Origin of the sequence: Streptomyces marianii (assembly GCF_005795905.1) — a bacterium.
Taxonomy (GTDB): domain Bacteria; phylum Actinomycetota; class Actinomycetes; order Streptomycetales; family Streptomycetaceae; genus Streptomyces; species Streptomyces marianii.
The window spans coordinates 3,162,456-3,185,224 of the sequence record NZ_VAWE01000001.1 but is presented as its reverse complement, the minus strand read 5'-3'; the positions used below and the strand labels follow the sequence as shown (position 1 = coordinate 3,185,224).

The 22,769-nt window shown below is 71.7% G+C and carries 23 protein-coding genes; 11 read left to right on the top strand and 12 right to left on the bottom strand.

Going from position 1 to position 22,769, the window contains the following annotated elements; genetic code table 11:
• Positions 1-90: 90 nt before the first annotated feature.
• The 6 genes from FEF34_RS14220 to FEF34_RS14185 all read left to right on the top strand — a co-directional run bounded on the left by FEF34_RS14220 (position 91) and on the right by FEF34_RS14185 (position 6,796).
• The gene (locus tag FEF34_RS14220) at positions 91-1,632 is read left to right on the top strand and encodes an ABC transporter ATP-binding protein (RefSeq protein WP_138053532.1); all 1,542 of its coding nucleotides are present in this window, start codon (positions 91-93) and stop codon (positions 1,630-1,632) included.
• A complete protein-coding gene (locus FEF34_RS14215; protein WP_138053531.1) occupies positions 1,629-2,738 on the top strand; it encodes an ABC transporter permease in 1,110 nt (369 codons plus the stop codon). Before FEF34_RS14220 ends, FEF34_RS14215 begins: the two co-directional genes overlap by 4 nt.
• The gene (locus FEF34_RS14210; protein ID WP_138053530.1) at positions 2,735-3,997 is read left to right on the top strand and encodes an ABC transporter permease; all 1,263 of its coding nucleotides are present in this window, start codon (positions 2,735-2,737) and stop codon (positions 3,995-3,997) included. Before FEF34_RS14215 ends, FEF34_RS14210 begins: the two co-directional genes overlap by 4 nt.
• Positions 3,994-4,473 carry a cytidine deaminase gene (locus FEF34_RS14205; RefSeq protein WP_138053529.1) on the top strand — a complete coding sequence of 160 codons (480 nt, stop codon included), beginning with the start codon at positions 3,994-3,996 and terminating at the stop codon, positions 4,471-4,473. Before FEF34_RS14210 ends, FEF34_RS14205 begins: the two co-directional genes overlap by 4 nt.
• A gap of 394 nt (positions 4,474-4,867) precedes the next feature.
• On the top strand, positions 4,868-6,145 hold the full coding sequence (locus tag FEF34_RS14200) for a thymidine phosphorylase (protein ID WP_138053528.1): 1,278 nt from the start codon (positions 4,868-4,870) through the stop codon (positions 6,143-6,145).
• Between the two features lie 330 nt (positions 6,146-6,475).
• A complete protein-coding gene (locus FEF34_RS14185) occupies positions 6,476-6,796 on the top strand; it encodes an STAS domain-containing protein (protein ID WP_138053526.1) in 321 nt (106 codons plus the stop codon).
• On the opposite strand, the gene FEF34_RS14180 is transcribed toward FEF34_RS14185, so the two are convergent.
• The 3 genes from FEF34_RS14180 to FEF34_RS14170 all read right to left on the bottom strand — a co-directional run bounded on the left by FEF34_RS14180 (position 6,780) and on the right by FEF34_RS14170 (position 9,966).
• On the bottom strand, positions 6,780-7,766 hold the full coding sequence (locus tag FEF34_RS14180) for a sigma-70 family RNA polymerase sigma factor (protein WP_138053525.1): 987 nt from the start codon (positions 7,764-7,766) through the stop codon (positions 6,780-6,782). The two genes, FEF34_RS14185 and FEF34_RS14180, sit on opposite strands and share 17 nt — an antisense overlap.
• A 66-nt stretch (positions 7,767-7,832) precedes the next feature.
• A complete protein-coding gene (locus FEF34_RS14175) occupies positions 7,833-8,477 on the bottom strand; it encodes a L,D-transpeptidase family protein (RefSeq protein ID WP_138057474.1) in 645 nt (214 codons plus the stop codon).
• Between the two features lie 193 nt (positions 8,478-8,670).
• Complete coding sequence (locus tag FEF34_RS14170; RefSeq protein ID WP_138053524.1) at positions 8,671-9,966, bottom strand: MFS transporter; 1,296 nt, start codon at positions 9,964-9,966, stop codon at positions 8,671-8,673.
• A 62-nt stretch (positions 9,967-10,028) separates the two neighbouring features.
• On the opposite strand from FEF34_RS14170, the gene FEF34_RS14165 reads away from it, so the two are divergent.
• A complete protein-coding gene (locus tag FEF34_RS14165; RefSeq protein WP_138053523.1) occupies positions 10,029-10,982 on the top strand; it encodes a LysR family transcriptional regulator in 954 nt (317 codons plus the stop codon).
• Between the two features lie 226 nt (positions 10,983-11,208).
• Here FEF34_RS14165 and FEF34_RS14160 read toward each other — a convergent pair whose 3' ends face one another.
• Positions 11,209-11,889, bottom strand: a complete 681-nt coding sequence (locus FEF34_RS14160; RefSeq protein WP_171053295.1) for an alpha/beta hydrolase — start codon at positions 11,887-11,889, stop codon at positions 11,209-11,211.
• Between the two features lie 591 nt (positions 11,890-12,480).
• On the opposite strand from FEF34_RS14160, the gene FEF34_RS14155 reads away from it, so the two are divergent.
• Both FEF34_RS14155 and FEF34_RS14150 read left to right on the top strand, forming a co-directional pair.
• Entirely contained in the window at positions 12,481-13,668 is a 1,188-nt protein-coding gene (locus FEF34_RS14155; RefSeq protein WP_138053521.1) for an adenosine deaminase, read from the top strand.
• Between the two features lie 134 nt (positions 13,669-13,802).
• Positions 13,803-14,117, top strand: coding sequence for a hypothetical protein (locus FEF34_RS14150; protein ID WP_138053520.1), 315 nt, complete (start codon positions 13,803-13,805; stop codon positions 14,115-14,117).
• 117 nt (positions 14,118-14,234) lie between these two features.
• Here FEF34_RS14150 and FEF34_RS14145 read toward each other — a convergent pair whose 3' ends face one another.
• From FEF34_RS14145 to afsQ1, 5 genes are all read right to left on the bottom strand, one after another.
• Complete coding sequence (locus FEF34_RS14145; protein WP_138053519.1) at positions 14,235-14,435, bottom strand: PspC domain-containing protein; 201 nt, start codon at positions 14,433-14,435, stop codon at positions 14,235-14,237.
• 62 nt (positions 14,436-14,497) lie between these two features.
• Positions 14,498-15,052, bottom strand: coding sequence for a VanZ family protein (locus FEF34_RS14140; RefSeq protein WP_234042394.1), 555 nt, complete (start codon positions 15,050-15,052; stop codon positions 14,498-14,500).
• Positions 15,053-15,174: 122 nt separating this feature from the next.
• Positions 15,175-15,876 carry a hypothetical protein gene (locus tag FEF34_RS14135; protein ID WP_138053517.1) on the bottom strand — a complete coding sequence of 234 codons (702 nt, stop codon included), beginning with the start codon at positions 15,874-15,876 and terminating at the stop codon, positions 15,175-15,177.
• Positions 15,873-17,396 carry a sensor histidine kinase gene (locus tag FEF34_RS14130; RefSeq protein ID WP_138053516.1) on the bottom strand — a complete coding sequence of 508 codons (1,524 nt, stop codon included), beginning with the start codon at positions 17,394-17,396 and terminating at the stop codon, positions 15,873-15,875. Before FEF34_RS14130 ends, FEF34_RS14135 begins: the two co-directional genes overlap by 4 nt.
• The gene (gene afsQ1, locus FEF34_RS14125; RefSeq protein ID WP_026165053.1) at positions 17,393-18,070 is read right to left on the bottom strand and encodes a two-component system response regulator AfsQ1; all 678 of its coding nucleotides are present in this window, start codon (positions 18,068-18,070) and stop codon (positions 17,393-17,395) included. The genes FEF34_RS14130 and afsQ1 overlap by 4 nt, the downstream gene beginning before the upstream one ends.
• 181 nt (positions 18,071-18,251) lie before the next feature.
• Here afsQ1 and FEF34_RS14120 point away from each other — a divergent pair, with 181 nt between their 5' ends.
• The gene (locus FEF34_RS14120) at positions 18,252-19,031 is read left to right on the top strand and encodes a SigE family RNA polymerase sigma factor (RefSeq protein ID WP_138053515.1); all 780 of its coding nucleotides are present in this window, start codon (positions 18,252-18,254) and stop codon (positions 19,029-19,031) included.
• A gap of 189 nt (positions 19,032-19,220) precedes the next feature.
• On the opposite strand, the gene FEF34_RS14115 is transcribed toward FEF34_RS14120, so the two are convergent.
• Positions 19,221-19,928 (bottom strand): uridine kinase, encoded by a 708-nt coding sequence (locus FEF34_RS14115; protein WP_138053514.1) that lies wholly within the window; start codon positions 19,926-19,928, stop codon positions 19,221-19,223.
• A gap of 50 nt (positions 19,929-19,978) precedes the next feature.
• On the opposite strand from FEF34_RS14115, the gene FEF34_RS14110 reads away from it, so the two are divergent.
• Entirely contained in the window at positions 19,979-20,320 is a 342-nt protein-coding gene (locus FEF34_RS14110; protein ID WP_138053513.1) for a hypothetical protein, read from the top strand.
• 94 nt (positions 20,321-20,414) lie between these two features.
• On the opposite strand, the gene FEF34_RS14105 is transcribed toward FEF34_RS14110, so the two are convergent.
• Together FEF34_RS14105 and FEF34_RS14100 are read right to left on the bottom strand one after the other, a co-directional pair.
• Positions 20,415-21,329 (bottom strand): aldehyde dehydrogenase family protein, encoded by a 915-nt coding sequence (locus FEF34_RS14105; RefSeq protein WP_138053512.1) that lies wholly within the window; start codon positions 21,327-21,329, stop codon positions 20,415-20,417.
• Entirely contained in the window at positions 21,322-22,764 is a 1,443-nt protein-coding gene (locus FEF34_RS14100) for an aldehyde dehydrogenase family protein (protein WP_407698281.1), read from the bottom strand. The genes FEF34_RS14105 and FEF34_RS14100 overlap by 8 nt, the downstream gene beginning before the upstream one ends.
• Between the last annotated feature and the right edge of the window lie 5 nt (positions 22,765-22,769).

Sequence of the window (22,769 nt, the reverse complement as noted above, 5' to 3'; positions counted from 1 at the left end):
GCCTGCCCTGCCCCTGCTTCTCGCTCCTTCCTCCAAGGAGAGTGCGTCATCAACGCGTCCAGTCCGTCATCGCCGCCGGCTGCTGCCGCCGTGGAACTGCACGGCATCACCAAGCGCTTCCCCGGCGTCGTCGCCAACCACGACATCGACATCACCATCCGCAAGGGCACAGTCCATGCTCTCGTCGGTGAGAACGGTGCCGGCAAGTCGACCCTCATGAAGATCCTCTACGGCATGCAGAAGCCGGACGAGGGCACCATCACCGTCGACGGCAACCAGGTCAGCTTCCACAGCCCGGCCGATGCCATCGCCACCGGCATCGGCATGGTCCACCAGCACTTCATGCTGGCCGACAACCTCACCGTGCTGGAGAACGTCGTCCTCGGCGGCGAGAAGCTGTACGGCATCGGCGCCCAGGCCCGGAAGAAGATCAAGGACATCTCGGACGCGTACGGGCTGAACATCCGCCCGGACGTCCTCGTGGAGGAGCTCGGTGTCGCCGACCGCCAGCGCGTGGAGATCCTCAAGGTCCTCTACCGCGGTGCCCGCACTCTGATTCTCGACGAACCGACCGCCGTGCTGGTCCCGCAGGAGGTCGACGCGCTCTTCGACAACCTGCGGGAGCTCAAGGCCGAGGGCCTCACGGTCATCTTCATCTCGCACAAGCTGGGCGAGGTGCTGTCGGTCGCCGACGACATCACCGTCATCCGCCGCGGTACGACCGTGGGCACCGCCGACCCGCGCACCACCACCCCGAAGCAGCTGGCCGAGCTGATGGTCGGCAGCGAGCTCCCCTCGCCGGAGACGCGCGAGTCGACGGTCACCGATGTGCCGATGCTCGACGTCGGCAACCTCCGGTTGACCGCGGTCGACCCCGACGGCGTCGTCCGCGAGGTCCTCGCGGGCATCACCCTCACCATCCACAAGGGTGAGGTCATGGGCATCGCGGGGGTCGAGGGCAACGGCCAGACCGAGCTCATCGAGGCGCTCATGGGCATGCGCGACCCCGACGGCGGCATGATCACCCTCGACGGTGCCGACATCTCCCACGCGCCGACCCGCAAGCGCCGCGAGGGCGGGATCGGGTACATCCCCGAGGACCGCCATCGGCACGGTCTGCTGCTGGAGTCCCCGCTGTGGGAGAACCGTATCCTCGGCCATGTCACCGAGCGCCCCAACAGCAAGAACGGCCTGCTCGACCTCAAGGCCGCCCGGAAGGACACCGAGCGGATCGTGCGCGAGTACGACGTCCGCACCCCCGGGATCGAGGTCACCGCGGCCTCCCTCTCCGGCGGCAACCAGCAGAAGCTGATCGTCGGTCGCGAGATGAGCCACGCGCCCAAGCTGCTGATCGCCGCCCACCCCACCCGTGGTGTGGACGTCGGCGCGCAGGCGCAGATCTGGGACCAGATCCGCGAGGCCCGCCGCGAGGGCCTCGCGGTGCTGCTGATCTCGGCCGACCTGGACGAGCTCATCGGGCTCTCCGACACCCTGCGGGTGATGTACCGCGGCCGGCTGGTCGCGGACGCCGACCCCGCCACGATCACCCCCGAGGAGCTGGGCTCGGCCATGACCGGCGCCGCCACCGGCCACCTTGAGCGCCACGAGAACGGAACCGGTGAGGGCCGATGAGGAAATTCGACAAGGACCGGCTGATCCTGGGCTTCGCCGGACCGGCGCTCGCCCTGGTCGTCGCCTTCGTGCTGACCTCCGTGGTGCTGCTGGTGTCGGGCCTCAGCCCCATCGAGCCCTACCAGCTGATGGCGGAGCAGGTGGAGTTCACCGATGTCCAGGTGAACATCCTCAACCAGAGCGGCATCTACTACCTCGCCGCCCTCGCCGTCGCCATCGGCTTCCGGATGAACCTGTTCAACATCGGCGTCGACGGCCAGTACCGCCTCGCGGTGATGCTGGCGGCCGTCGTCGGCGCCTCCGTCGAGCTGCCCGGCCCGCTGCACGTCGCGCTGATCGTGCTCGTCGCCATGCTCGTCGGCGCGCTCTGGGCCGGTATCGCGGGCATCCTGAAGACGACCCGAGGGGTCAGCGAGGTCGTCTCCACGATCATGCTGAACGCCATCGCGACCAGCCTGATCGCCTGGCTGATCCTGCCCGCGAACCTCGGTGTGCAGCCCAAGGGCTCCAACGACCTGACGACCGGAGAGATCGCCGAGTCCGGCTGGGTCCCCGGTCTCGAGCTCGAAGGCGGCACCATCTACGGCTTCACCTTCGTCGCCTTCGCACTCGGCCTCGTCTACTGGTTCGTACTGAACCGCACCCGCTTCGGCTTCGACCTGCGCGCCACCGGCGCCAGCGAGTCCGCGGCGCAGGCGAGCGGCGTCGACGCCAAGAAGATGGTCATGACCGCCATGCTGATCTCGGGTGCGGTCGCGGGCCTCGCCGGCATGCCGATGCTGCTGGGACAGACCCACACCTACAGCCTCAGCTTCCCGGTGGGCGTCGGCTTCACCGCCATCACCATCGCGCTGCTGGGCCGCAACAGCCCCATCGGCATCTTCTTCGCCGCCGTGCTCATCTCCTTCCTGGAGAAGACGGCGGAAGGGCTCGGTCTCGCGGGGTACCCCAAGGAGATCTCCATCATCATGCAGGGCCTGATCGTGATCGCGGTCGTCGTGTCCTACGAACTCGTCCGCCAGTACGGGCTCCGCCGCCAGCAGCAGAAGGTCGGCGAGGAACTCGCCGCCCAGGCCCGCAAGAACCGTGAGGAGGTGGCCGCGTGACGACCACCACGGCCGTCCCGGCCGGCGCGGCGCCCATCAAGCGCGCCCGTCGCACCCTTTCCGTGCCCATGATCCTGCTCATCATCGCGGGCGGTCTGGCACTGTTCTCGCTGGTCCGCGTCATCAGCGGCGCCAACGACCTCACCTCGGTCGGGCAGGTGTCCGGCGCCCTCCAGCTCGCCGTGCCCATCGGTCTCGCCGGTCTCGGCGGCCTGTGGGCCGAGCGGGCAGGCGTGATCAACATCGGCCTCGAGGGCATGATGATCCTCGGTACCTGGTTCGGCGCCTGGGCGGGTTACCAGTGGGGCCCGTGGACGGGCGTCGCGGTGGGCATCATCGGCGGCGCGCTCGGCGGCCTGCTGCACGCGATCATGACGGTGACGTTCAACGTCAACCACATCGTCTCCGGTGTCGCCATCAACATCCTGGCCGTCGGTGCCACCCGCTACCTGTCCGACTTCACCTTCGCCGAGGCGCCGGGCGGCTCCTCGAAGCAGTCCCCGCGCATCGACGCGATCACCGAGATCACGATTCCCGGGCTCTCGGACGCCCTGGCGGACCTTCAGGCCAAGCACTGGTTCTTCGTCTCCGACCTGGCGGGCGTGCTCGGCGGACTGGTCACCAACCTCTCCCTGCTGACCGTCATCGCGCTGCTGCTCGTGCCCGCCACCTGGTGGGTCCTGTGGCGCACCGGCTTCGGTCTGCGGCTGCGGTCCTGCGGTGAGAACGCCGTCGCCGCCGAGTCCCTCGGCGTGAACGTCTACAAGTACAAGTACATCGCCGTGATCGTCTCCGGTGCGCTGGCCGGACTCGGAGGCGCGTTCCTCGCCATCGTTTCCACGGGCATCTACCAGGAGGGCCAGACCGGCGGCCGAGGCTACATCGGTCTCGCCGCCATGATCTTCGGCAACTGGATGCCGGGCGGACTGGCGCTCGGTGCCGGACTGTTCGGCTTCACCGACAGCCTGAAGCTGCGCGGCGGCGCCGAGAACGTCCACGCCATGCTTCTGCTCCTGGCGATCCTGCTGGTGCTGGTCTTCGCCTGGCAGCTCTACAAGAGGAAGCACTGGCAGGCGGGTATCTGCCTCGGTGTCTCCGGTCTGCTCTTCGCCTGGTACGGGCTCACCGACGCGCTGCCCAGCCAGTTCGTGGACGCCGCTCCCTATGTGACCACCCTTCTGGTGCTCGCGCTGTCGGCGCAGCGTCTGCGGCCACCCAAGGTCATCGGACAGCCGTACAAGAAGGGCCAGGGCAAGTGACGCCCGGCCCCGCGCCGGCGGCCGACGCCGGCGCCGTCGACTGGGGAGCCCTGCGGGAGGCGGCGCGGGACGCGATGTCCCACGCGTACGTCCCGTACTCGGGCTACCCGGTCGGCGCGGCCGCCCTCGTCGACGACGGTCGCACGGTCAGCGGCTGCAACGTCGAGAACGCCTCGTACGGACTGTCGCTGTGCGCCGAGTGCGGGCTCGTCTCGCAGCTGAACGCCTCGGGCGGTGGCCGGCTCACGCACTTCACCTGTGTGGACGGCAACGGCGACGTACTGATGCCGTGCGGCCGCTGCCGCCAGCTGCTGTACGAGTTCGGCGGCCCCGGCCTGCTGCTGGAGACCGAGGCGGGCATCCTGCCCCTCGCCGAGATGCTGCCCCTGGCCTTCGGCCCGCAGAAGCTCGGCCCGCAGAAGCTCGGCCCGGAGAAGCTCGGCCCGGAGGAGCTCGGCCCGGAGGAGCTCGGCTAGTGCCGCGTCGGGCAGCGTTCGCTCCGTCGCGGCGCCCGGCACGGCGGCTCGCGGCGTTGCCGGATCAACCGAGTAGGCCCCCTACGGGGTCGATCCGGCACCTTGCGTTCTTCCCCTCGGCCCGGGAGGGCCTGGGGAGGCCCCACCCCCTCGGCCCGGGAGGGCCTGGGGAGGCCCCACTCCCTCGGCCGGAGGGCCTGGGGAGGCCCCACTCCCTCGGCCGGAGGGCCGGGGGAGACCCCGTGCACCGGACGCCGCTCCTTGACGGGCACACCTTGCCCGAGGCGGCACTAGGCCCCGCAGGGCCATGACCCGGCGGCCCCTCCGCTGTTCCGGCGGAGGGGCCGCGACATTCCCGCACCACCTGGTTCGCACCCGGAAGGACCCAAAGCACATGGACGCCATCTCCGTCATCCGCACCAAGCGCGACCGAGGCGAGCTCACTCCCGAGCAGATCGACTGGGTCATCGACGCGTACACCCGCGGCGAGGTCGCCGACGAGCAGATGTCGGCGCTGGCGATGGCGATCCTGCTGAACGGCATGAACCGTACGGAGATCGCCCGCTGGACCGCCGCGATGATCGGGTCCGGCGAGCGCATGGACTTCTCGTCACTGTCGCGCCCGACCGCCGACAAGCACTCCACGGGCGGCGTGGGTGACAAGATCACGCTCCCGCTGGCCCCGCTGGTAGCCGCCTGCGGCGCAGCCGTTCCCCAGCTCTCCGGCCGTGGCCTCGGCCACACCGGCGGCACGCTCGACAAGCTGGAGTCCATCCCCGGCTGGCGGGCGCTGCTGTCCAACGAGGAGATGCTGCGGGTCCTCGACACCACCGGCGCGGTCATCTGCGCCGCGGGCGACGGGCTCGCCCCCGCCGACAAGAAGCTGTACGCCCTGCGCGACGTCACCGGCACGGTCGAGGCCATCCCGCTGATCGCCTCCTCGATCATGTCCAAGAAGATCGCCGAGGGCACGGGCTCGCTCGTGCTGGACGTGAAGGTCGGTACCGGCGCCTTCATGAAGAACATCGAGGACGCCCGCGAGCTCGCCTCCACCATGGTCGGCCTCGGTACGGACCACGGGGTGAAGACCGTCGCGCTGCTGACCGACATGTCGACGCCGCTCGGCCTCACCGCGGGCAACGCCCTGGAGGTCCGCGAGTCCGTCGAGGTGCTGGCGGGCGGCGGCCCGGCGGACGTCGTGGAGCTGACCATCGCACTGGCCCGTGAGATGCTCGACGCGGCGGGGATCAAGGACGCCGACCCGGCGAAGGCCCTGGCCGACGGTTCGGCGATGGACGTCTGGCGCCGCATGATCGCCGCACAGGGCGGCGACCCGGACGCCGCGCTGCCGGTCGCCCGCGAGCAGCATGTGATCACGGCTCCGGCCTCGGGCGTGCTGACCCGTCTCGACGCCTACGAGGTCGGCGTGGCGGCCTGGCGCCTGGGAGCCGGCCGGGCCCGCAAGGAGGACCCGGTGCAGGCGGGCGCGGGCGTCGAACTCCACGCCAAGCCCGGCGACGAGGTCACCGCGGGCGCCCCGCTGATGACCCTGCACACGGACACCCCCGAGAAGTTCGACTACGCCCTGCAGTCCCTGGAGGGCTCCTTCGACATCGCCGCACCGGGCGCCTCGTACGAGGCGACCCCGGTGGTGCTGGAGCGCATCGCCTGACCCGGGCGAGCGCGGGCACGGGCCCGGGTGACGTCTTTCGGGCGAACGGGACCGGTGGTGGGCCGCCGGTCCCGTTCGGCATGCTGGACCCGGTGACGCACCGACAGAGGAGACCGCCATGGGCGCACTCAGCGTCGACCCACCGGCACCTCACGGCCAGGAGTGGGACGGCCTCGTCCGTCTCCGGGAGGAGACGGACGCACCAGAGGATCGACACGGGGCCTTCCCCGTCGGCTGACTTCCCACCCGGTCTCCCACGCGCACCGGCCCCAAGCGGGAAGTGGCCGTGCCGACCGATGAGTCGCCGTCGCGGGCGCGGTCTCCTCTCGTGTGGACAGCACTCGGCAGCCGATCGTCGTGGAGCTCATCGGCCGGATCACCCCGGCCGATGTGCCGCTGTTGTGCGCCCGGCTGCGGAGACGAGCCACCGGGGACTGCGCCGGCCGGGAGGTCGTGTGCGACGCGGCCCGGCTGACCGTCGCCGATCTGACCGCCGTCGAGGCCGTCGCCCGGCTGAGGCTCACCGCCCGCAGACTCGGCCGGGAGCTGCACCTGGCGAACGCCGGTCCCGAACTGCTCACGCTGCTCGCCCTCGCCGGACTGGGCGACGACGACCCGGACCGGCCCTCGCCGGTCAGCCCCCGGCGCTGAGCCGCTCCGGCAGTCCGAACAGCGGGAACCAGCGCTTGGTGTCCAGGTAGAAGTCCATCGCGCCGATCCGGCTGCCGGCGATCTCCAGCACGATCAGCGCCCAGGGCTCGTACCCCTCGCCGTCCCGGCTCGTGTGGTACTGGGCGAAGGCCGGCGAGCCGTTGGCCACCGTGGGCACCAGCTTCGAGCCGCGGCACACCTCACCGACGTTGAGCATCCAGCCCACGATGTCGTCGTGGCCGCGCAGCCACAGGTCGTACGGCGGCATGGACATCGTCGCGTCCTCACGCAGCAGTGCCGTGAGCGCCTGCATGTCGTACCCCTCGAAGGCGGCGACATAGCGCTCCAGCAGCTTCTGCTGCTCCCGGTCGAGCGGGTCCGCGGGATCGGAGTCCGAGAGGTCGTACTCGGCGAGGGTGGCGCGGGCCCGCTGGAGCGCGCTGTTGACCGAGGCGACGGACGTGCCCAGCAGCTCGGCCACCTCGGCGGCCTTCCAGGCCAGCACCTCCCGCAGGATCAGCACCGCGCGCTGCTTCGGCGGCAGGTGCTGCAGCGCCGCGACGAACGCCAGTCTGATCGACTCCCGCGCCACCGCCGTGTCGGCCGGGTCTGCCACCGAAGGCAGCACCCGCCCGTCCGGCACCGGTTCCAGCCAGGTGATCTCCGAACGGGCGGTGAGCTGCGCCTGGGCCACCGGGGTGGCGTCGGTCAGGTCCATCGGGCGGGCCCGGCGGTTGCCCGCGTTCAGCATGTCCAGGCACACGTTCGTGGCGATGCGGTACAGCCAGGAACGCAGCGAGGACCTCCCCTCGAACTTCTCGAAGCTCTTCCAGGCCCGCACCATGGTGTCCTGGACCGCGTCCTCCGCCTCGAAGGCCGATCCGAGCATGCGGTAGCAGTAACCGGTGAGCTCCGTCCGGTAGCCCTCCAGCCGGGACTCGAGGTCCTGCGTCGTTGCCAGATCACCCATGGGTCCACCCCTGTCGCCATCCGCACCAGCCCTTCGGACGCTACCGGAGCGGACTGACAACGAGCGTCAGGTTCCGGGCTTGCGGCCGTAGACGTACACGTCGTCCCCGTTCTTGAGCAGGTTCCAGTACGCCTTGGCGTCCGCCGGCCGCATATTGACGCAGCCGCCGGAGCCCGGCGGGTTGTACATGCTCTTGGTGACCGAGTGGAACGCCTGCCCTCCGTCGAAGAACTGCGAGTACGGCATCCACACCTTGTAGATCGTCGACCAGTGGTTGGCGCTGCGGTAGTAGACCCGCTTCGCGCCGGTCCGGGTCTCCGCGCCGTCCCGCCCGGTCCGCACCGGCACCGGCCCGTACTTCAGCTTCGAGCCGTCCTGGATCCAGCTCAGCTGCCTGGTCAGGTCGACACAGGCGATGCGCCCCTTGTCGGTCGGGCACGTGCCGGCCTTGTTCGGGGTCGTGCCCGCGGCCCGTTGGGCGAGGATCGTGTTCATCGTGCGCCAGGTGACCGGACCCGCGTAGCCGATGGTCGGGGTGATCCCGTGCCAGCGCTGGAAGGTCTGGATCGCCTTGCAGTCGGACGGCGACTGCCGCCCGTCGACCTTCAGGCCCATGAACTTCTCGACCTGCCTCTGGTACGGCCCGGTCGACGTCGTGCACGACGCCGCCTGGGCCGGCGCGGCTCCGAGCGCGAAGCCCAACGGCACCACCAGCCCGGTGATGCCGAGGGCGACACCACCCCGTCTCCGTATGGTCCCCCGGTGTCCTGCACGACTCACGGTCACCAACTCCCCTGTACGCCCGGCGCGGTTGCCTCGACCTTTGGACGCGTACGGGGGAGCCGCGGTTGTAGGGAGGAGAGGACCGATTCGGCGGATTTCCGGGACCGTCGTCACACGGGCCTCAGTGGCGAACTGCCGCCGCGGAGAGAATCGGCCGGCGTTCCCGCGCACGTGCCGCGTACGACCCGTACAGCGTGATCGACACGACGCCGAGCACCGCGAGCAGCCCCAGCAGGACCGTGCCCGCCCAGCCGCCGGAGTGGAAGGCGACCGCGCCCAGCGTGCCGCCCGCGCTGCTGCCCAGGTAGTAAGCGGACTGGTACAGGGCCGAGGCCTGGGCGCGGCCCGTCGTCGCGGTACGGCTGACCGAGGAGGAGGCCACCGCGTGCCCCGCGAAGAAGCCCGCCGTGATCAGCACCAGGCCCAGGAGCACCGCGGTCAGCGAGTCGGCGAGCGACAGCAGCAGACCCGCCGCCGTCGTGCCGACCGCGAGGTAGAGCGCACCGCGCCGGCCCAGCCTGCCCACGAGACGGCCCGCGGCGGCCGACGCGACCGTGCCGACCAGATAGACCAGGAAGACGGAGCCGACGACACCCTGGGGGAGGCCGAACGGGGCGCCGACGAGGCGGTAGCCGATCACGGTGTAGACCGCGCCGAAGACCGTCATGAACAGTGCGCCGATCCCGTACAGCCGCATCAGCAGAGGATCCGACAGATGACCGCGGACGGTGCGCGCCAACGCGCTCGGGTTCAGCGAACCGGGCGTGAAGTTCCGCGCCTTCGGCAGCAGCAGCCGGAACGCGACGGTGCAGACCACCGCCATCAGCCCGACCGCGGCGAGCGCTGCCCGCCAGCCCCAGGCCTGCGAGACCCAGCCGGTCACGATCCGGCCGCTCATCCCGCCGATGCTGTTGCCGGCGACGAACAGCCCGATCGCGGCGACCAGCGCCTGCGGGCGCACCTCCTCCGCCAGGTACGCCATCGCCGAGGCGGGGACGCCGGCCAGTGCCGCGCCCTGGACCGCACGCAGGGCCACCAGCCACTCCGGGCCGGGCGCGAGCGGCACCAGCAGCCCCAGGACCGTCGCCACCACCAGGGACACCGTCATCAGCCGCACCCGGCCGAACCGCTCGGACAGCGCACTCAGCGGCAGCACGCACAGGGCGAGCGCCCCGGTGGCCGCGGAGACCGTCCAGCTGGCCGCGCTCGCGGTCACGCCGAAGTCGTCGGACAGGGCGGGCAGCAGGGCCTGGGTGGAGTAGAGGAGGGCGAAGGTGGCCACGCCCGCGGAGAAGAGCGCGAAGCTCATCCGCCGGTAGCCGGGGGCTCCGGGAGCGAGGCGCGACGAGGTGGGTTCGGGGGACGGCGAGGAGAGGGCACCCACGGTGGTGGGCGCCCCGGTACTTGCGGAAGGCATACTTCGAAGGTAGGCGCATCGTTTTGATGCGTCCAATGCATGGAACGGCTTTAATCGTTCCCATGGCGCATGAATACAGCTCACAGGCTCACCTGTCACCGAGCAGTTACGAAGAAGACATGCGGCTGCTGCTCGCGCCGCGCCTGGCGTACTTCGCCGGGGTCGCCCGGCAGGAGCATGTGACCAGGGCCGCGCAGGAACTCGGCGTGCCCCAGTCGACCCTGTCGCGCGCCATGGTCCGCCTCGAACAGGACCTGGGGGTGACGCTGTTCACCCGAAAGGGCCGCACCGTGTCGCTGACGCCAGCGGGCCGCGACTTCCTCGTCTCGGTGGAGCGGGCGCTCGGCGAGGTGGAACGTGCGGCGGAGTCGGTACGCGCCGACGCCGACCCGTCCGGGGGCAAGGTCGCCTTCGGATTCCTGCACACCATGGGTTCCGAGACCGTGCCCGAACTGATCCGGGCGTTCCGCGTCGACCACCCCCGGATCCGCTTCACGCTCGTGCAGAACTACGGCGAGGCGATGATCGAGCGGCTCCGGGCCGGCGAGCTCGACCTCTGCCTCACCTCACCGGTCCCGGACGCACCCGACCTCGTCGCCCGGCGCCTGGACGAACAGCGGCTGCGGCTCGTCGTGCCCGACGACCACCGGCTCGCCACCCGGAAACGGGTCCGGCTGGCCGAGGCGGCGGACGAGACCTTCGTGACCCTCGAACCGGGCTACGGGCTGCGGCGCATCACCGACGCGCTCTGCGCCGAGGCGGGATTCTCGCCGCGCGTCGCGTTCGAGGGGGAGGAGGCCGAGACGCTGCGCGGTCTGGTCGCCGCGGGTCTCGGCGTGGCCCTGCTGCCCCCGCCGGCGGTGCCGCGCCCGGGCGTGGTCGAGCTGACGGTGACGGCACCGCGGGCGATCCGGGAGGTGGGGGTGGCGTGGCTGGACGGGCACGCGGACACTCCGCCGGTGGCGGCGTTCAAGAAGTTCCTGCTGTCGCGCCGGGGCAACCTGCTTCCGGACTGAGCCGCTCGCCTGGGGCCCGGTGCCGCGCCGGTGAACGCGCCCGCGCACCGGAGTGCGGCGCCCCTCCGCGCGAGGGACGCCGGGGCGGCGTTCCCGTACCGCCGGCCCCCGTCATCTTCTTCGCGGTCCGGTAAGAGGACCGCTGGCCTCCGGGCCCGGCATGACCGTTCCCCCCTGTCGAACGGATGACCTGGGGGTGCACGTACTGCACGGCGGGCCCGTGCCGTCAGTGGCGCAGCGCCCTCCCGAAGCCCGCGGCGAGCGGCATCCGGAGCCCCAGCGGCGGGGGCGCGGCGAGCGCGTCCGCGACGGGGCGGGCGTAGGCGCGCGAGAGGAGGGAGCCGATGACGAAGTCCGCGGCCAGCGCCTGGACCTCGACCTGGTACTGCCGCAGCGCGTGCCCGTCCGAATGGACCTCGAACCGGCACGTGTCCCGGTTCGCCTTCTTCGCCCGCTCCGCCAGCCGGTACGACAGCTCCGGATCGCTCCTCGCGTCGTTCGTGCCGTGCACGATCAGGACCCGGCGGCCCACGAGCTGCTTCACCGGTTCGGGTTGCGCCGCGACGTCGTCCTCCGGCAGCCAAGGGGCGAGAGCCAGCACGGAGTTGACGGCGCCGTGCCCCGCCGCGTGGAGGGCGGCCCGCCCTCCCATGCCCTGTCCGGCCAGGCAGACGGGTACGTCACCGTAGCGCCGCACCGCCTCGTCCGCCGCCCGGGACGCGTCCGTCGCGAGCCGGGCGTCCGTGCCGTTCCAGCCGCGCCCGCCGTAGCGCACGACGTGCGCGACGAGGCCGTCCCCGCGGCCCGCCCGGGCCAGGGAGCGCGCCAGTGGCAGGGCGGAGGCGCGGGCGAGCGCGGACGGGCGGCGTGCCGACTCGGGCTCACCGTCCGGCAGCACCAGCACCACTGCGGTGACGACGCCGTCCGCCGCCTCTCCGCCCGGCCGGACGGCGCGGCCCAGCCGGGCCCGCGCGGCCGTGCCGCTCCGCCGTTCCCCTCGTGCCGCGTTCCCCTCGAACCGGGCACGGGCCGTTCCCGCCGCGCCGGCCGTGCGCCCCCACCAGCGGGGCAGTGGGTGGTGTGCCATCAATCCTCCTGAGCAAGGGGACCACCGGCTTCAGCCGATGGGGGAGCACCGGTCGGACCGCCATAGCCGTGGACCACCCCGCAGCACCTCCCGCGCCCGCCCGCCCGTCCTGCGGGCGAGCCGAGAAGGGAAACCGCGTCACCCGGGCGAAGTCCGCACGCACGGCGTGCGGGTTCACCGTGAACGCGGACCACGTCGGCGCGTCGAACGTCCTCGGCAGGGCCGGGCCGTCCCCCTGCGAGGCGGCGCGGCCACCGGCACGGGAAGCCCGCGCGTTCGCGCGTGGGTGGAGTCACGGCAGAACAGTCTCAGAAGGGCAGGTGTACTCCACCCGTCCGCACGGTCACTGTTACGTATCGACAGGTGATTCGTGCAGCTGCCTTCTACGCGCGTAGGGACTAGAGTGCGGAGATGACGAGCCAGACACCCCACGCATCCTCCCGGGGAAGCGCCCCCGGGCACCAGGGGCCCACCACGGACCAGATCCGCCGCGCCCCGAAGGTTCTTCTGCACGACCATCTCGACGGCGGGCTGCGCCCCGGCACCGTCATCGACCTCGCCCGCGCCGTCGGCTACGACGCCCTGCCCGAGACCGAGCCGGACAAGCTCGGCGTCTGGTTCCACGAAGCGGCCGACTCCGGCTCGCTGGAGCGCTACCTGGAGACGTTCGCGCACACCTGTGCCGTCATGCAGACCCGGGAGGCCCTCAAGCGCGTCGCGATCGAGTGCGCCGAGGACCTGGCCGAGGACGGCGTCGTGTACGCCGAGGTGCGGTACGCGCCGGAGCAGCACCTCGAAGCGGGGCTGACCCTCGAAGAGGTCGTCGAGGCCGTCAACGACGGTTTCCGGGAGGGCGAACGCCGGGCCCGCGCCAACGGCCACCGCATCCGGGTCGGTGCCCTCCTGACCGCGATGCGGCACGCGGCTCGGGCCCTGGAGATCGCCGAACTCGCCAACCGCTACCGCGACGCGGGCGTCGTCGGCTTCGACATCGCGGGCGCCGAGGCCGGCTACCCGCCCACCCGCCACCTCGACGCGTTCGAGTACCTCAAGCGGGAGAACAACCACTTCACGATCCACGCCGGCGAGGGATTCGGGCTGCCGTCCATCTGGCAGGCCCTCCAGTGGTGCGGCGCGGACCGTCTCGGCCACGGCGTCCGCATCATCGACGACATCGAGGTCGCCGCCGACGGCGGCGTGAAGATGGGGCGGCTCGCCGCGTACGTCCGGGACAAGCGGGTCCCGCTCGAACTGTGCCCGACGTCCAACCTGCAGACGGGTGCCGCGTCCTCGTACGAGGAGCACCCCATCGGGCTGCTGCGACGGCTGCACTTCCGGGCCACCGTCAACACGGACAACCGGCTGATGAGCAACACGAGCATGAGCCGCGAATTCGAGCTGCTGACCGAGACATTCGGCTACACGCTCGACGACATGCAGTGGTTCACGGTCAATGCGATGAAGTCGGCGTTCATTCCTTTTGATGAGCGGCTCGCGATGATCAATGACGTCATCAAGCCGGGATACGCCGAACTCAGGTCGGAGTGGCTTTTCCAGCAGACGGCCACGACCAGCGGTTCTGCCGCTAGAAAAGGCTGAAGCGAAGTGATGTGGAAACGGCCGGGAGTGTCAACCCCCGGTCGTTTTTCCTTCCTCCGGGTGTTTGCGGGGCCGTGGCGGCGCTGGCTAGCTTGCAAAGCCGTGCAATTCCCCTCCCCAAGGAAACACACCTGATGAAGCAAGCTGCTGCCAAGACCCTCGGTGTCGCCGCTCTCGGCGCCGCCTTCGCCGCTGCCGCCGCCGGTTCCGCGTCGGCCACGACGGCCCTCCCCGACGTCGGCACGCCCGTGGACGCCCTCTCCGCCGTCCAGCCGACCGTGCTGCCCGCCGTCGAGGAGCTCGCCCAGCAGTCCGGTCCCAGGATCCTGCCCGCGCCCGCGCCCGCCCCGGTCGGCGGCCTCCTCGGCGGTCTGCCGGTCAGCGGTGTGCCGGCAGGCGGTCTGCCGCTGAACGGCCTTCCGCTGAACGGTCTTCCGCTCCCCGTGTGACCGGGGCGTGCGGCGTCCGGTCACCGACGAGGGCGCCCTACGGCGCGACCGCCGACGACGGGAGGCGCGCACCCGGACGTCCGGGTGCGCGCCTCCCCCGCGTGGTCGCGGCGGTCGTCACCAGGCGGTGGAGGCGGTCTTCTCCGCCGGCAGCAGCAGCCACAGCGCCAGGTACAGCAGGAACTGCGGGCCGGGCAGCAGACAGGAAACCAGGAAGATCACGCGCATCGTGGTCGCGGAGGTGCCGAAGCGCCGTGCCAGCGCTGCGCACACTCCGCCGATCATCCGTCCGTCGCGGGGGCGGGCAAGTGCGGCCATGGTGTGCTCCTTCAGGAGTCCTTCGTGGGAGCCGCTCCGTCGGGCTCCCGATGACTCCATGTTCACCGGGAACGAGCGGAACAAGCGTCGCTCCAGGGGGCGATCCCGACCCTGGGAATCGTCGGGGTGGGCCCCTGAGGAGCGTCCTCCCGGAGCAGGGGCCCCCGGTCCCTCCCACGGCCTGCCGGCCGGTGTCCCGAGCCCCCGCGCCGCAGCCGGGCGCGCCCGGCGGGAACGACGAGGAGATGGGCCAGCGCCACCCCGGCGGTGTTGAGCAGCAGCGAGTCCACGTCGACGACCCGGCCCGGCACCGCGGTCTGGAGCAGTTCGATGCCCAGGGACAGCAGCGCCCCCGCCGCGACCGTGCGTGCCAGTGACGCCCAGGGGGAGACGGCGAGTCTGCCGCCCGCCATCGGGAGGAGTATCCCGAGGGGCGCCAGGAGCAGCAGTCCCTCGCCGATCCGACGGGCCGCGTGGAGGGGGCCCGCCGCGAGGTCGGCCTTGATGCCCGCCAGCGGTTCCAGGTTCGCCGCCGTCACCCACGGCACGTCCAGCGGGCGGAGTGTCAGCCACGCCACGAGAGCGAGATGTGCGAGCAGGAGGATGCCTCCTGCCACGCGGAAGCGGATGGCGGCACTGCCGCCCGAACCTTGACGCTGCACGCACCACAAGACGCGACGACCGGTGGGATCGGTTCCGTGCCGGTCGTGCCGGAGTAGGTCACCCGCCGGAATTCTCGTCAGGAGGCGGCCGGCGACGGCAGCGGCCCCGCGGTCGGCAGGGCCGTGTCGGGACGCTGTTTCACCGAGTCGGTGCAGCGGTAGCCGCGCGGCGCGTACTCGCCCGGTCCCGCGAGCACCACCGTGCCGCCCGCGGTCGCCGCCTCACTCTCCGCCAGCGTGCACACGACCTGTGCAAGCGCCGCCGGCGGCAGGTCCTCGGGCTGCCGGCTCAGCCGCAGCGTGCCCGCCGGGTCGCCGTCACGTGGCGGGGAGACCGTCAGCGGGCCCCGTACGAGGCTCGCGAACCCGGCCTCCCGCTCGGTCTCCGACGGATCCTCCCGCAGCTCCTGGAGGAGTGCCTGGGCCATCCGCACCCGGTTGCCGGTCCGTCCCTCGGCGATCGGGACGGTACGGTCCACCGCCTCCAGCGCCGACGCGCACACCAGGTACACCCGTACCGGAATCTGCGGCTCCGATCGGGTGGCGGTCTCCTTGCCGGAGAGAGTGCACGGCACCCGGGAGGGCGCCGGTCCGGCGTCGACCGGGACCGTGGTCGTCCTGATGCCGCAGCCGCCCACGGCGGCCGCGAGGGCGACGGCACCGGCCACGGCCACCGCCGTTCGGCGCAACCCGGGCAGTGCGATGCCCCGGCCCGGCCCGGCCGCGTCCGCCGGGCCGGCCGGCGCGGGGGCTTTGCATGACCCATGTACTCGGCTCACCGTGCGTCGCCCTCCGCTCCCCGCCCGCCGTCGCGCTCCCCGGACGTCCGACCGTGGCCCTCCGGGGTGATGCCGGAGGCGTCACGGGGCAGCCGCAGCACGAACACCGCACCGCCGTCGCCGTCCGTGCAGTTGGCCGCGGTGATGCCGCCCCCGTGGATCAGGGCGTTCTCCATCGCGATGGACAGCCCCAGGCCGCTGCCCTCGGACCGCGGCCGCGAGGCGCTCGCCTTGTAGAACCGGTCGAAGACGTGCGGCAGGACCTCCTCCGGGATGCCCGGACCGTGGTCCCGTACCTCGATGAGCAACTCCTCGCCCTCCGTACGCACCGCCACCCGCACCGGCGAGCCGCCGTGCTTCAGCGCGTTGCCGATCAGATTCGCGAGTATGACGTCGAGGCGGCGCGGGTCGAGGCGGGCCATGATGCCGCGCTCCGCGTCCAGTTCGACGGCGTCCAGCCAGGCCCGCGCGTCGATGCAGGCGGTGACCTGGTCGGCGACGTCGACGTCGTCGAGGACCAGTCGCGCGGTGCCCGCGTCGAAGCGGGTCACCTCCATCAGATTCTCCACCAGGTCGTTCAGCCGCCGCGTCTCGCTCACCACCAGCTCCACGGCCGGGGCGATCATCGGGTCGAGGGCGTCCTGTTCGCCCTCCAGGATCTCCGTCACGGCGGTCAGCGCGGTCAGCGGCGTACGCAGCTCGTGCGACATGTCGGCGACGAAGCGGCGGCTGGACTCCTCCCGCGCGCTCATGTCCGCCATCTTCTTCTCCAGCGACTCCGCCGCCTTGTTGAAGGTCCGGGACAGCTCGGCCAGTTCGTCCGTGCCGGACACCTGAAGCCGGGTGTCCAGCTTGCCCTCGCCGAGCTGCCGGGCCGCCTGCCCGAGCCGCTGGACGGGCTTGAGCACGGTCGTCGCGGCGGCCTGCGCCAGCAGCGCCGAGCCGGCCAGGGCCAGGGCCGTGGCGATGCCCAGCGACCAGGCCAGCGAGTTCAGGTCCTGGCGCTCCTGGTCGAGGGACTTGAACAGATAGCCCGTCGGCCCGCCGCCGACGACGCGCGTGCCGGCCACCAGGTAGGGCGTGCTGCCGCGCTGGATGCGCACCCAGAACAGATGCGACTGGTCGTTCACCGCCTTGCGCAGCTCCGCGGGCACGTCGTCGAGGGTGAAGACGTCGGGGTCGGAGGCGCCGACGATCGGCTTGCCCGCGGCCCGCTCCCCGAGGAGCAGCACGCTGTAGCCGGTGGTGCCCCCCGCCATCTGTTCCGCCGTCGTCTGGAGTTCGCCCTCCGTGGGCCGAGCGGGCAGCGATGCGGCACGGTTCTGCATCTGCTGCCGGAAGTCGCCCAGCGCCGCGTCCTGCGTACGGGTCAGTACCGCCTCCCGGTTCAGCCAGTACGCGATCCCGGACGCGGACACGGCGGCGGTCAGCGCGACCATGCCGAACACGACGACGAGGCGCAGTCTGAGACTGGTCCAGCCGAGTCCCGCGAGTATGGCCCTCTTTGCGGCACCGCTCACTGAGGCGTGTCCAGCCGGTAGCCGACACCTCTGACCGTGCGGATCAGCGTCGGCGAGGACGGCACGTCCTCCACCTTCGCCCGCAGCCGCTGGACGCAGGCGTCCACCAGCCGGGAGTCGCCCAGGTAGTCGTGCTCCCACACCAGGCGAAGCAGCTGCTGGCGGGACAGAGCCTGGCCGGGCCGGCGGCTCAGCTCCAGCAGGAGGCGCAGCTCGGTCGGTGTGAGCTGCAGGTCCTCGCCGTTCTTGGTGACCGTCATGGCGGAGCGGTCGATGACCAGCGAGCCGAAGGTCGCCGAGTCCGTCGACTCGCGCTCACCCCGCCGCAGCACGGCGCGGATCCGGGCGTCGAGCACCCGCCCCTGCACCGGTTTGACCACGTAGTCGTCGGCGCCCGACTCCAGCCCGACGACGACGTCGATGTCGTCGCTCCGCGCGGTCAGCAGGATGATCGGCAACTGGTCCGTGCGCCTGATCCGCCGGCACACCTCGAAACCGTCGATGCCTGGCAGCATCACGTCCAGCACGATCAGGTCCGGCCGCTGCTCGCGCAGCAGTTTCAGGCCGTCCTCGCCCGTCGCCGCGGTGGCCACACGGTGGCCCTGGCGTGACAGGGAGAGTTCGAGGGCCGTGCGGATGGCGTCGTCGTCCTCGATCAGCAACAGGAAAGGCACGGAGGTCATTCTGGCCCATGCGGCCCCGACAGTTCGACCGTCGGACCGCTCCGGCCCGTTCCGCCAGGGACACGGGGCCCTGTGACAGGTCTGTGACAGTCGGCAGACAGCGGTGTGAAGTCCCCCGGGCAGAGTCTTCTCCACAAGGCACGAACGGACTCCTACCGGCGGGGGGCGCGGGATGAACGCACTGCACAGCACGTCTTCGAGCGCGGTTGTCACGCGTCTCCACGACGTCGTACGGAACACCGAGAAGTCCGGCGCCGTGAACGGGCGGGGGTGCGTTCGCGGCGCCGGGCGCCAGCACCGGCCGTCGACCGCCGAGCAGGGACGCACGTCCTGCATGACGGTCGTCGAGGCCAGGGCCGAGGCGAGCCACGGGGGAAGCGCGTACGGGGAGTCCGCGGGGGAGCGGAGCGTCCCGGGGGAGCGGGCGGACGCCGAAGCGGCGTTCACCGCCTACGTCCGGGAGCGCCGCGCCTCCCTGTACGCGACCGCCTACCACCTGACCGGTGACCGCTACGAGGCGGAGGACCTGCTGCAGAGCGCGCTGTTCTCCACCTACCGGGCGTGGGACCGGATCAGCGACAAGGCGGCGGTCGGCGGCTACCTGCGCCGGACGATGACCAACCTGCACATCAGCGCCTGGCGCCGGCGCAAGATCGACGAGTACCCGACCGAGGAGCTTCCCGAGACGGCGGGCGACACGGACGCGATGCGCGGCACCGAGCTGCGCGCGGTCCTGTGGCAGGCCCTGGCCCGGCTCCCCGAGCTGCAGCGCACGATGCTGGTGCTGCGCTACTACGAGGGACGCACGGACCCGGAGATCGCGGAGATCCTCGACATCAGTGTCGGCACGGTGAAGTCGAGCATCTGGCGCTCCCTGCGCCGGATGCGCGAGGACGACGCCCTCAGCTTCGGCCGTGACGAGGAAGAGTCCTTCGGCGAGCTGGTGGCCTGAAGGCGGTACGGGGGGTCACGGGGATCACGGGGGATCCACGGGGGGAAGCGAAGCGGGGCCGTACAGGACAGGGGGTTCTGCACGACCCCGCTTCGCGCGTCCGAGGGCGGGCGGGAGCGGGCCGGACCCGCGGGCGCCCGCCCGCGCCCCGCCACGTCGGCGGGGCGGCTCCCCCGGGCTCGGGGCTCCCTACACGGCTTCCTTCGCCGGGGCGCGGCGGCAGTGGCCCGCGGCGGCCGTGGCGAGACGGCCCAGCGCCTCGTCCGCGCCGCAGGGGTGGGCGCCCAGCGCCGTCTGGCGGGTGACGATGCCGCGTTCGGCCCGCATCAGCCGCCAGCCGCGCCGGAGCAGGAAGGGCACGGACTTGCGGCCTTCGCGCAGATCCCGCACGAGTCGGCGGCGGAACGTCGTCGAGGGCCGTCCGCGCAGGCACAGGGCGTCCGCGAGGATGCCGAGCTCCCGGCAGCGGTCCACGATGTCCGCGGCGAAGACGCCCTCCGCGACGAAGAGCGGGGCACGGGAGATGTCGACGAACTCGGCGCCGCTCCGGGAACTGGTGGCGATGTCGTACACCGGGACCGTCGTCCGTCCCGTACGGCACAGTTCCGCGACCGCCCGTACCGCGGCGTCGGCGTCCCAGGAGACGGGGGAGTCCCAGTCGACGGCCGTGGTGCCCGCCATCAGCGGGAGACCGGGGTCGTCACCCTCCTTGTAGAAGTCGTCGAGGCGCAGCACCGGGAGGCCGGAGCGGGCGGCGAGGGACGATTTTCCGGAACCCGAGGGCCCGGACAGCAGGACGACGCGCGTCGGCGGGGGTTGGGAACTCACGGGACACCAGTGTGAGGCATTGACCCGTGCGTGGGATCCCCCGGAGGTCCGGTTGGTATCGAGCGTCACATCACAACTACGCTGCGTCGTCGACCGGTTACTTCTGGAGGCAGGATTCCATGGCAGGCACGAAATTCCTCAGGGCGGCCGGGCTGACCGTCACCGCGCTGGGCGCGGCGCTCGGCGCCGGGGCCGCACCGGCCCAGGCGGCGCACGCCGACGGCCACGGCTCGGCGACCGTGAACGCCCTCGCGGACAGCGTCGGGTACGTCGGGGCGCCCGTCGAGAACGTTCCGCTGAACCCGCTGGCGCACACCGGTGTGGACCCGCTCGACAACGGAGTCGGCACGCAGGTCGCCGACTTCCACGCGCTCGAGACCCGGCACGTCACCGGGTCGCTCGGCAGCCCGCGGGAGGTGCCGGTCGCCGGTCCGCTGCTCGGCGGGCTCATCCCGGGCTGACCGGAGGGTGCGCGACGGCGGGCCCGCGGGGAGCGATCCCCGCGGGCCCGCCGAGCGTGCGGCGCGGTGCGCCGGGGCGCCACCGCGGGGCGGCTCAGTACGCCGAGCCGGAGGCCCCCAGCGAACCCGTGGGGTGCCAGACCGTCTTGGTCTCCAGGAAGGCCGTCATCCGGTCCGTGCCGGGGTCGGCCGTCCAGTCCTCCGCGCGGGGGCGCAGCACCCGCTTCAGATTGTCCGCGGCGGCGACCTCCAGCTCCTTGGCGAGCTGCGCCTCGGCCCCGGTGAGGTCGATCGCGTTGACGTCCTGGTGCGCGGCCAGCGGGGCGGCGATCTCGGCCGTGCGGCCGGAAAGGACGTTGACCACGCCGCCGGGGAGGTCGGACGTGGCCAGCACCTCGCCGAGGGAGAGGGCCGGCAGCGGGGCGCGCTCCGAGGCGACGACCACGACCGTGTTGCCCGTCGCGATCGCGGGGGCGATCACCGAGACCAGCCCGAGGAGGGACGACTCCTGCGGGGCGAGGACGGCGACGACGCCGGTCGGCTCGGGGGTCGACAGGTTGAAGAACGGGCCCGCGACCGGGTTCGCCCCGCCGACGACCTGGCCGATCTTGTCCGTCCAGCCCGCGTACCACACCCAGCGGTCGATCGCGGCGTCCACGGCCGCGCCCGCCTTGGACTTCGACAGGCCCTCGGCGTCGGCCACCTCGCGGACGAACTGCTCCCTGCGGCCCTGGAGCATCTCGGCGACGCGGTAGAGGATCTGCCCGCGGTTGTACGCCGTGGCGCCCGACCAGCCGCCGAACGCCTTGCGTGCGGCGACGACCGCGTCACGGGCGTCCTTGCGTGAGGACAGCGGCGCGTTGGCGAGCCACCTGCCCTTGCCCGCCGCGCCGCCGGCTGATGTCGCTGTGGTCACCTCGTACACCCGGCCGCTCTCGCTGCGGGGGAACTTGCCCCCGACGTACAGCTTGTAGGTCTTGAAGACGGACAGACGCGTCGACTCAGACATCGAGGTAGGCCTCCAGACCGTGGCGGCCGCCCTCGCGGCCGAAGCCCGACTCCTTGTATCCGCCGAAGGGCGAGGTCGGGTCGAACTTGTTGAAGGTGTTCGCCCAGACGACACCCGCGCGGAGCTTGTTCGCCACCGCGAGGATGCGGGAGCCCTTCTCCGTCCAGATGCCCGCCGACAGGCCGTACTGGCTGTTGTTGGCCTTGGCGACGGCCTCGTCCGGGGTGCGGAACGTCAGCACCGACAGCACCGGGCCGAAGATCTCGTCACGGGCGATGGTGTGGGCCTGGGTGACGTTGGTGAACAGCGTCGGGGCGAACCAGTAGCCGGACGACGGCAGTTCGCACGGTGCCGTCCAGCGCTCGGCGCCCTCGGCCTCACCGGTCTCGGCGAGGGCCGTGATCCGGGACAGCTGCTCGGCCGAGTTGATGGCGCCGATGTCGGTGTTCTTGTCCAGCGGGTCGCCGAGGCGCAGCGTCGACAGCCGCCGCTTGAGGGAGTCCAGCAGCTCGTCCTGGATCGACTCCTGGACGAGGAGGCGGGAGCCCGCGCAGCAGACCTGGCCCTGGTTGAAGAAGATGCCGCCGACGATGCCCTCGACGGCCTGGTCGATCGGGGCGTCGTCGAAGACGATGTTGGCGCCCTTGCCGCCCAGCTCCAGCGTGAGCTTCTTGTCGGTGCCCGCGACCTCGCGGGCGATGGCCTTGCCGACCGCGGTGGAACCGGTGAAAGCCACCTTGTTCACGTCCGGGTGGGCCACGAGCGCGGCACCCGCGTCGCCGTAGCCGGGGACGATGTTGACGACGCCCTTGGGCAGCCCGGCCTGGCGGCAGACGTCGGCGAAGAACAGCGCGGACAGGGGGGTGGTCTCCGCGGGCTTCAGCACCACCGTGTTGCCGGTGGCGAGCGCCGGGGCGATCTTCCACGCCAGCATCAGCAGCGGGAAGTTCCAGGGGATGACCTGGCCGGCGACGCCGAGGGGCCGCGGGTCGGGTCCGTACCCCGCGTGGCCGAGCTTGTCGGCCCAGCCCGCGTAGTAGAAGAAGTGCGCCGCGACCAGCGGGAGGTCGGAGTCGCGGGTCTCCTTGATCGGCTTTCCGTTGTCCAGGGTCTCCAGGACGGCGAGCTCGCGCGAGCGCTCCTGGACGATGCGGGCGATGCGGAAGAGGTACTTGGCGCGCTCGGAGCCCGGCAGCGCGGACCACTTCTCGAACGCCTTGCGCGCGGCCCTCACCGCGCGGTCGACGTCCTCGGCGCCCGCCCGTGCGACCTCGGACAGGACCTCCTCGGTGGAGGGGGAGACGGTCTTGAAGACCTTGCCGTCGGCGGCGTCGGTGAACTCGCCGTCGATGAAGAGTCCGTACGACGGGGCGATGTCGACGACCGACCGCGACTCGGGTGCGGGCGCGTACTCGAAGACAGAATGCTTGTCCATGGTCA

Coding starts and splice junctions, on each gene's coding strand:
- FEF34_RS14150 (WP_138053520.1), top strand. CDS start 13,803: ATGAAGCAAGCTGCTGCCAAGACCCTCGGTGTCGCCGCTCTCGGCGCC.
- FEF34_RS14145 (WP_138053519.1), bottom strand. CDS start 14,435: ATGGCCGCACTTGCCCGCCCCCGCGACGGACGGATGATCGGCGGAGTG.
- FEF34_RS14170 (WP_138053524.1), bottom strand. CDS start 9,966: ATGCCTTCCGCAAGTACCGGGGCGCCCACCACCGTGGGTGCCCTCTCC.
- FEF34_RS14180 (WP_138053525.1), bottom strand. CDS start 7,766: ATGGGTGATCTGGCAACGACGCAGGACCTCGAGTCCCGGCTGGAGGGC.
- FEF34_RS14100 (WP_407698281.1), bottom strand. CDS start 22,764: ATGGACAAGCATTCTGTCTTCGAGTACGCGCCCGCACCCGAGTCGCGG.
- FEF34_RS14110 (WP_138053513.1), top strand. CDS start 19,979: ATGGCAGGCACGAAATTCCTCAGGGCGGCCGGGCTGACCGTCACCGCG.
- FEF34_RS14105 (WP_138053512.1), bottom strand. CDS start 21,329: ATGTCTGAGTCGACGCGTCTGTCCGTCTTCAAGACCTACAAGCTGTAC.
- FEF34_RS14120 (WP_138053515.1), top strand. CDS start 18,252: ATGAACGCACTGCACAGCACGTCTTCGAGCGCGGTTGTCACGCGTCTC.
- FEF34_RS14200 (WP_138053528.1), top strand. CDS start 4,868: ATGGACGCCATCTCCGTCATCCGCACCAAGCGCGACCGAGGCGAGCTC.
- FEF34_RS14215 (WP_138053531.1), top strand. CDS start 1,629: ATGAGGAAATTCGACAAGGACCGGCTGATCCTGGGCTTCGCCGGACCG.
- FEF34_RS14165 (WP_138053523.1), top strand. CDS start 10,029: ATGGCGCATGAATACAGCTCACAGGCTCACCTGTCACCGAGCAGTTAC.
- FEF34_RS14155 (WP_138053521.1), top strand. CDS start 12,481: ATGACGAGCCAGACACCCCACGCATCCTCCCGGGGAAGCGCCCCCGGG.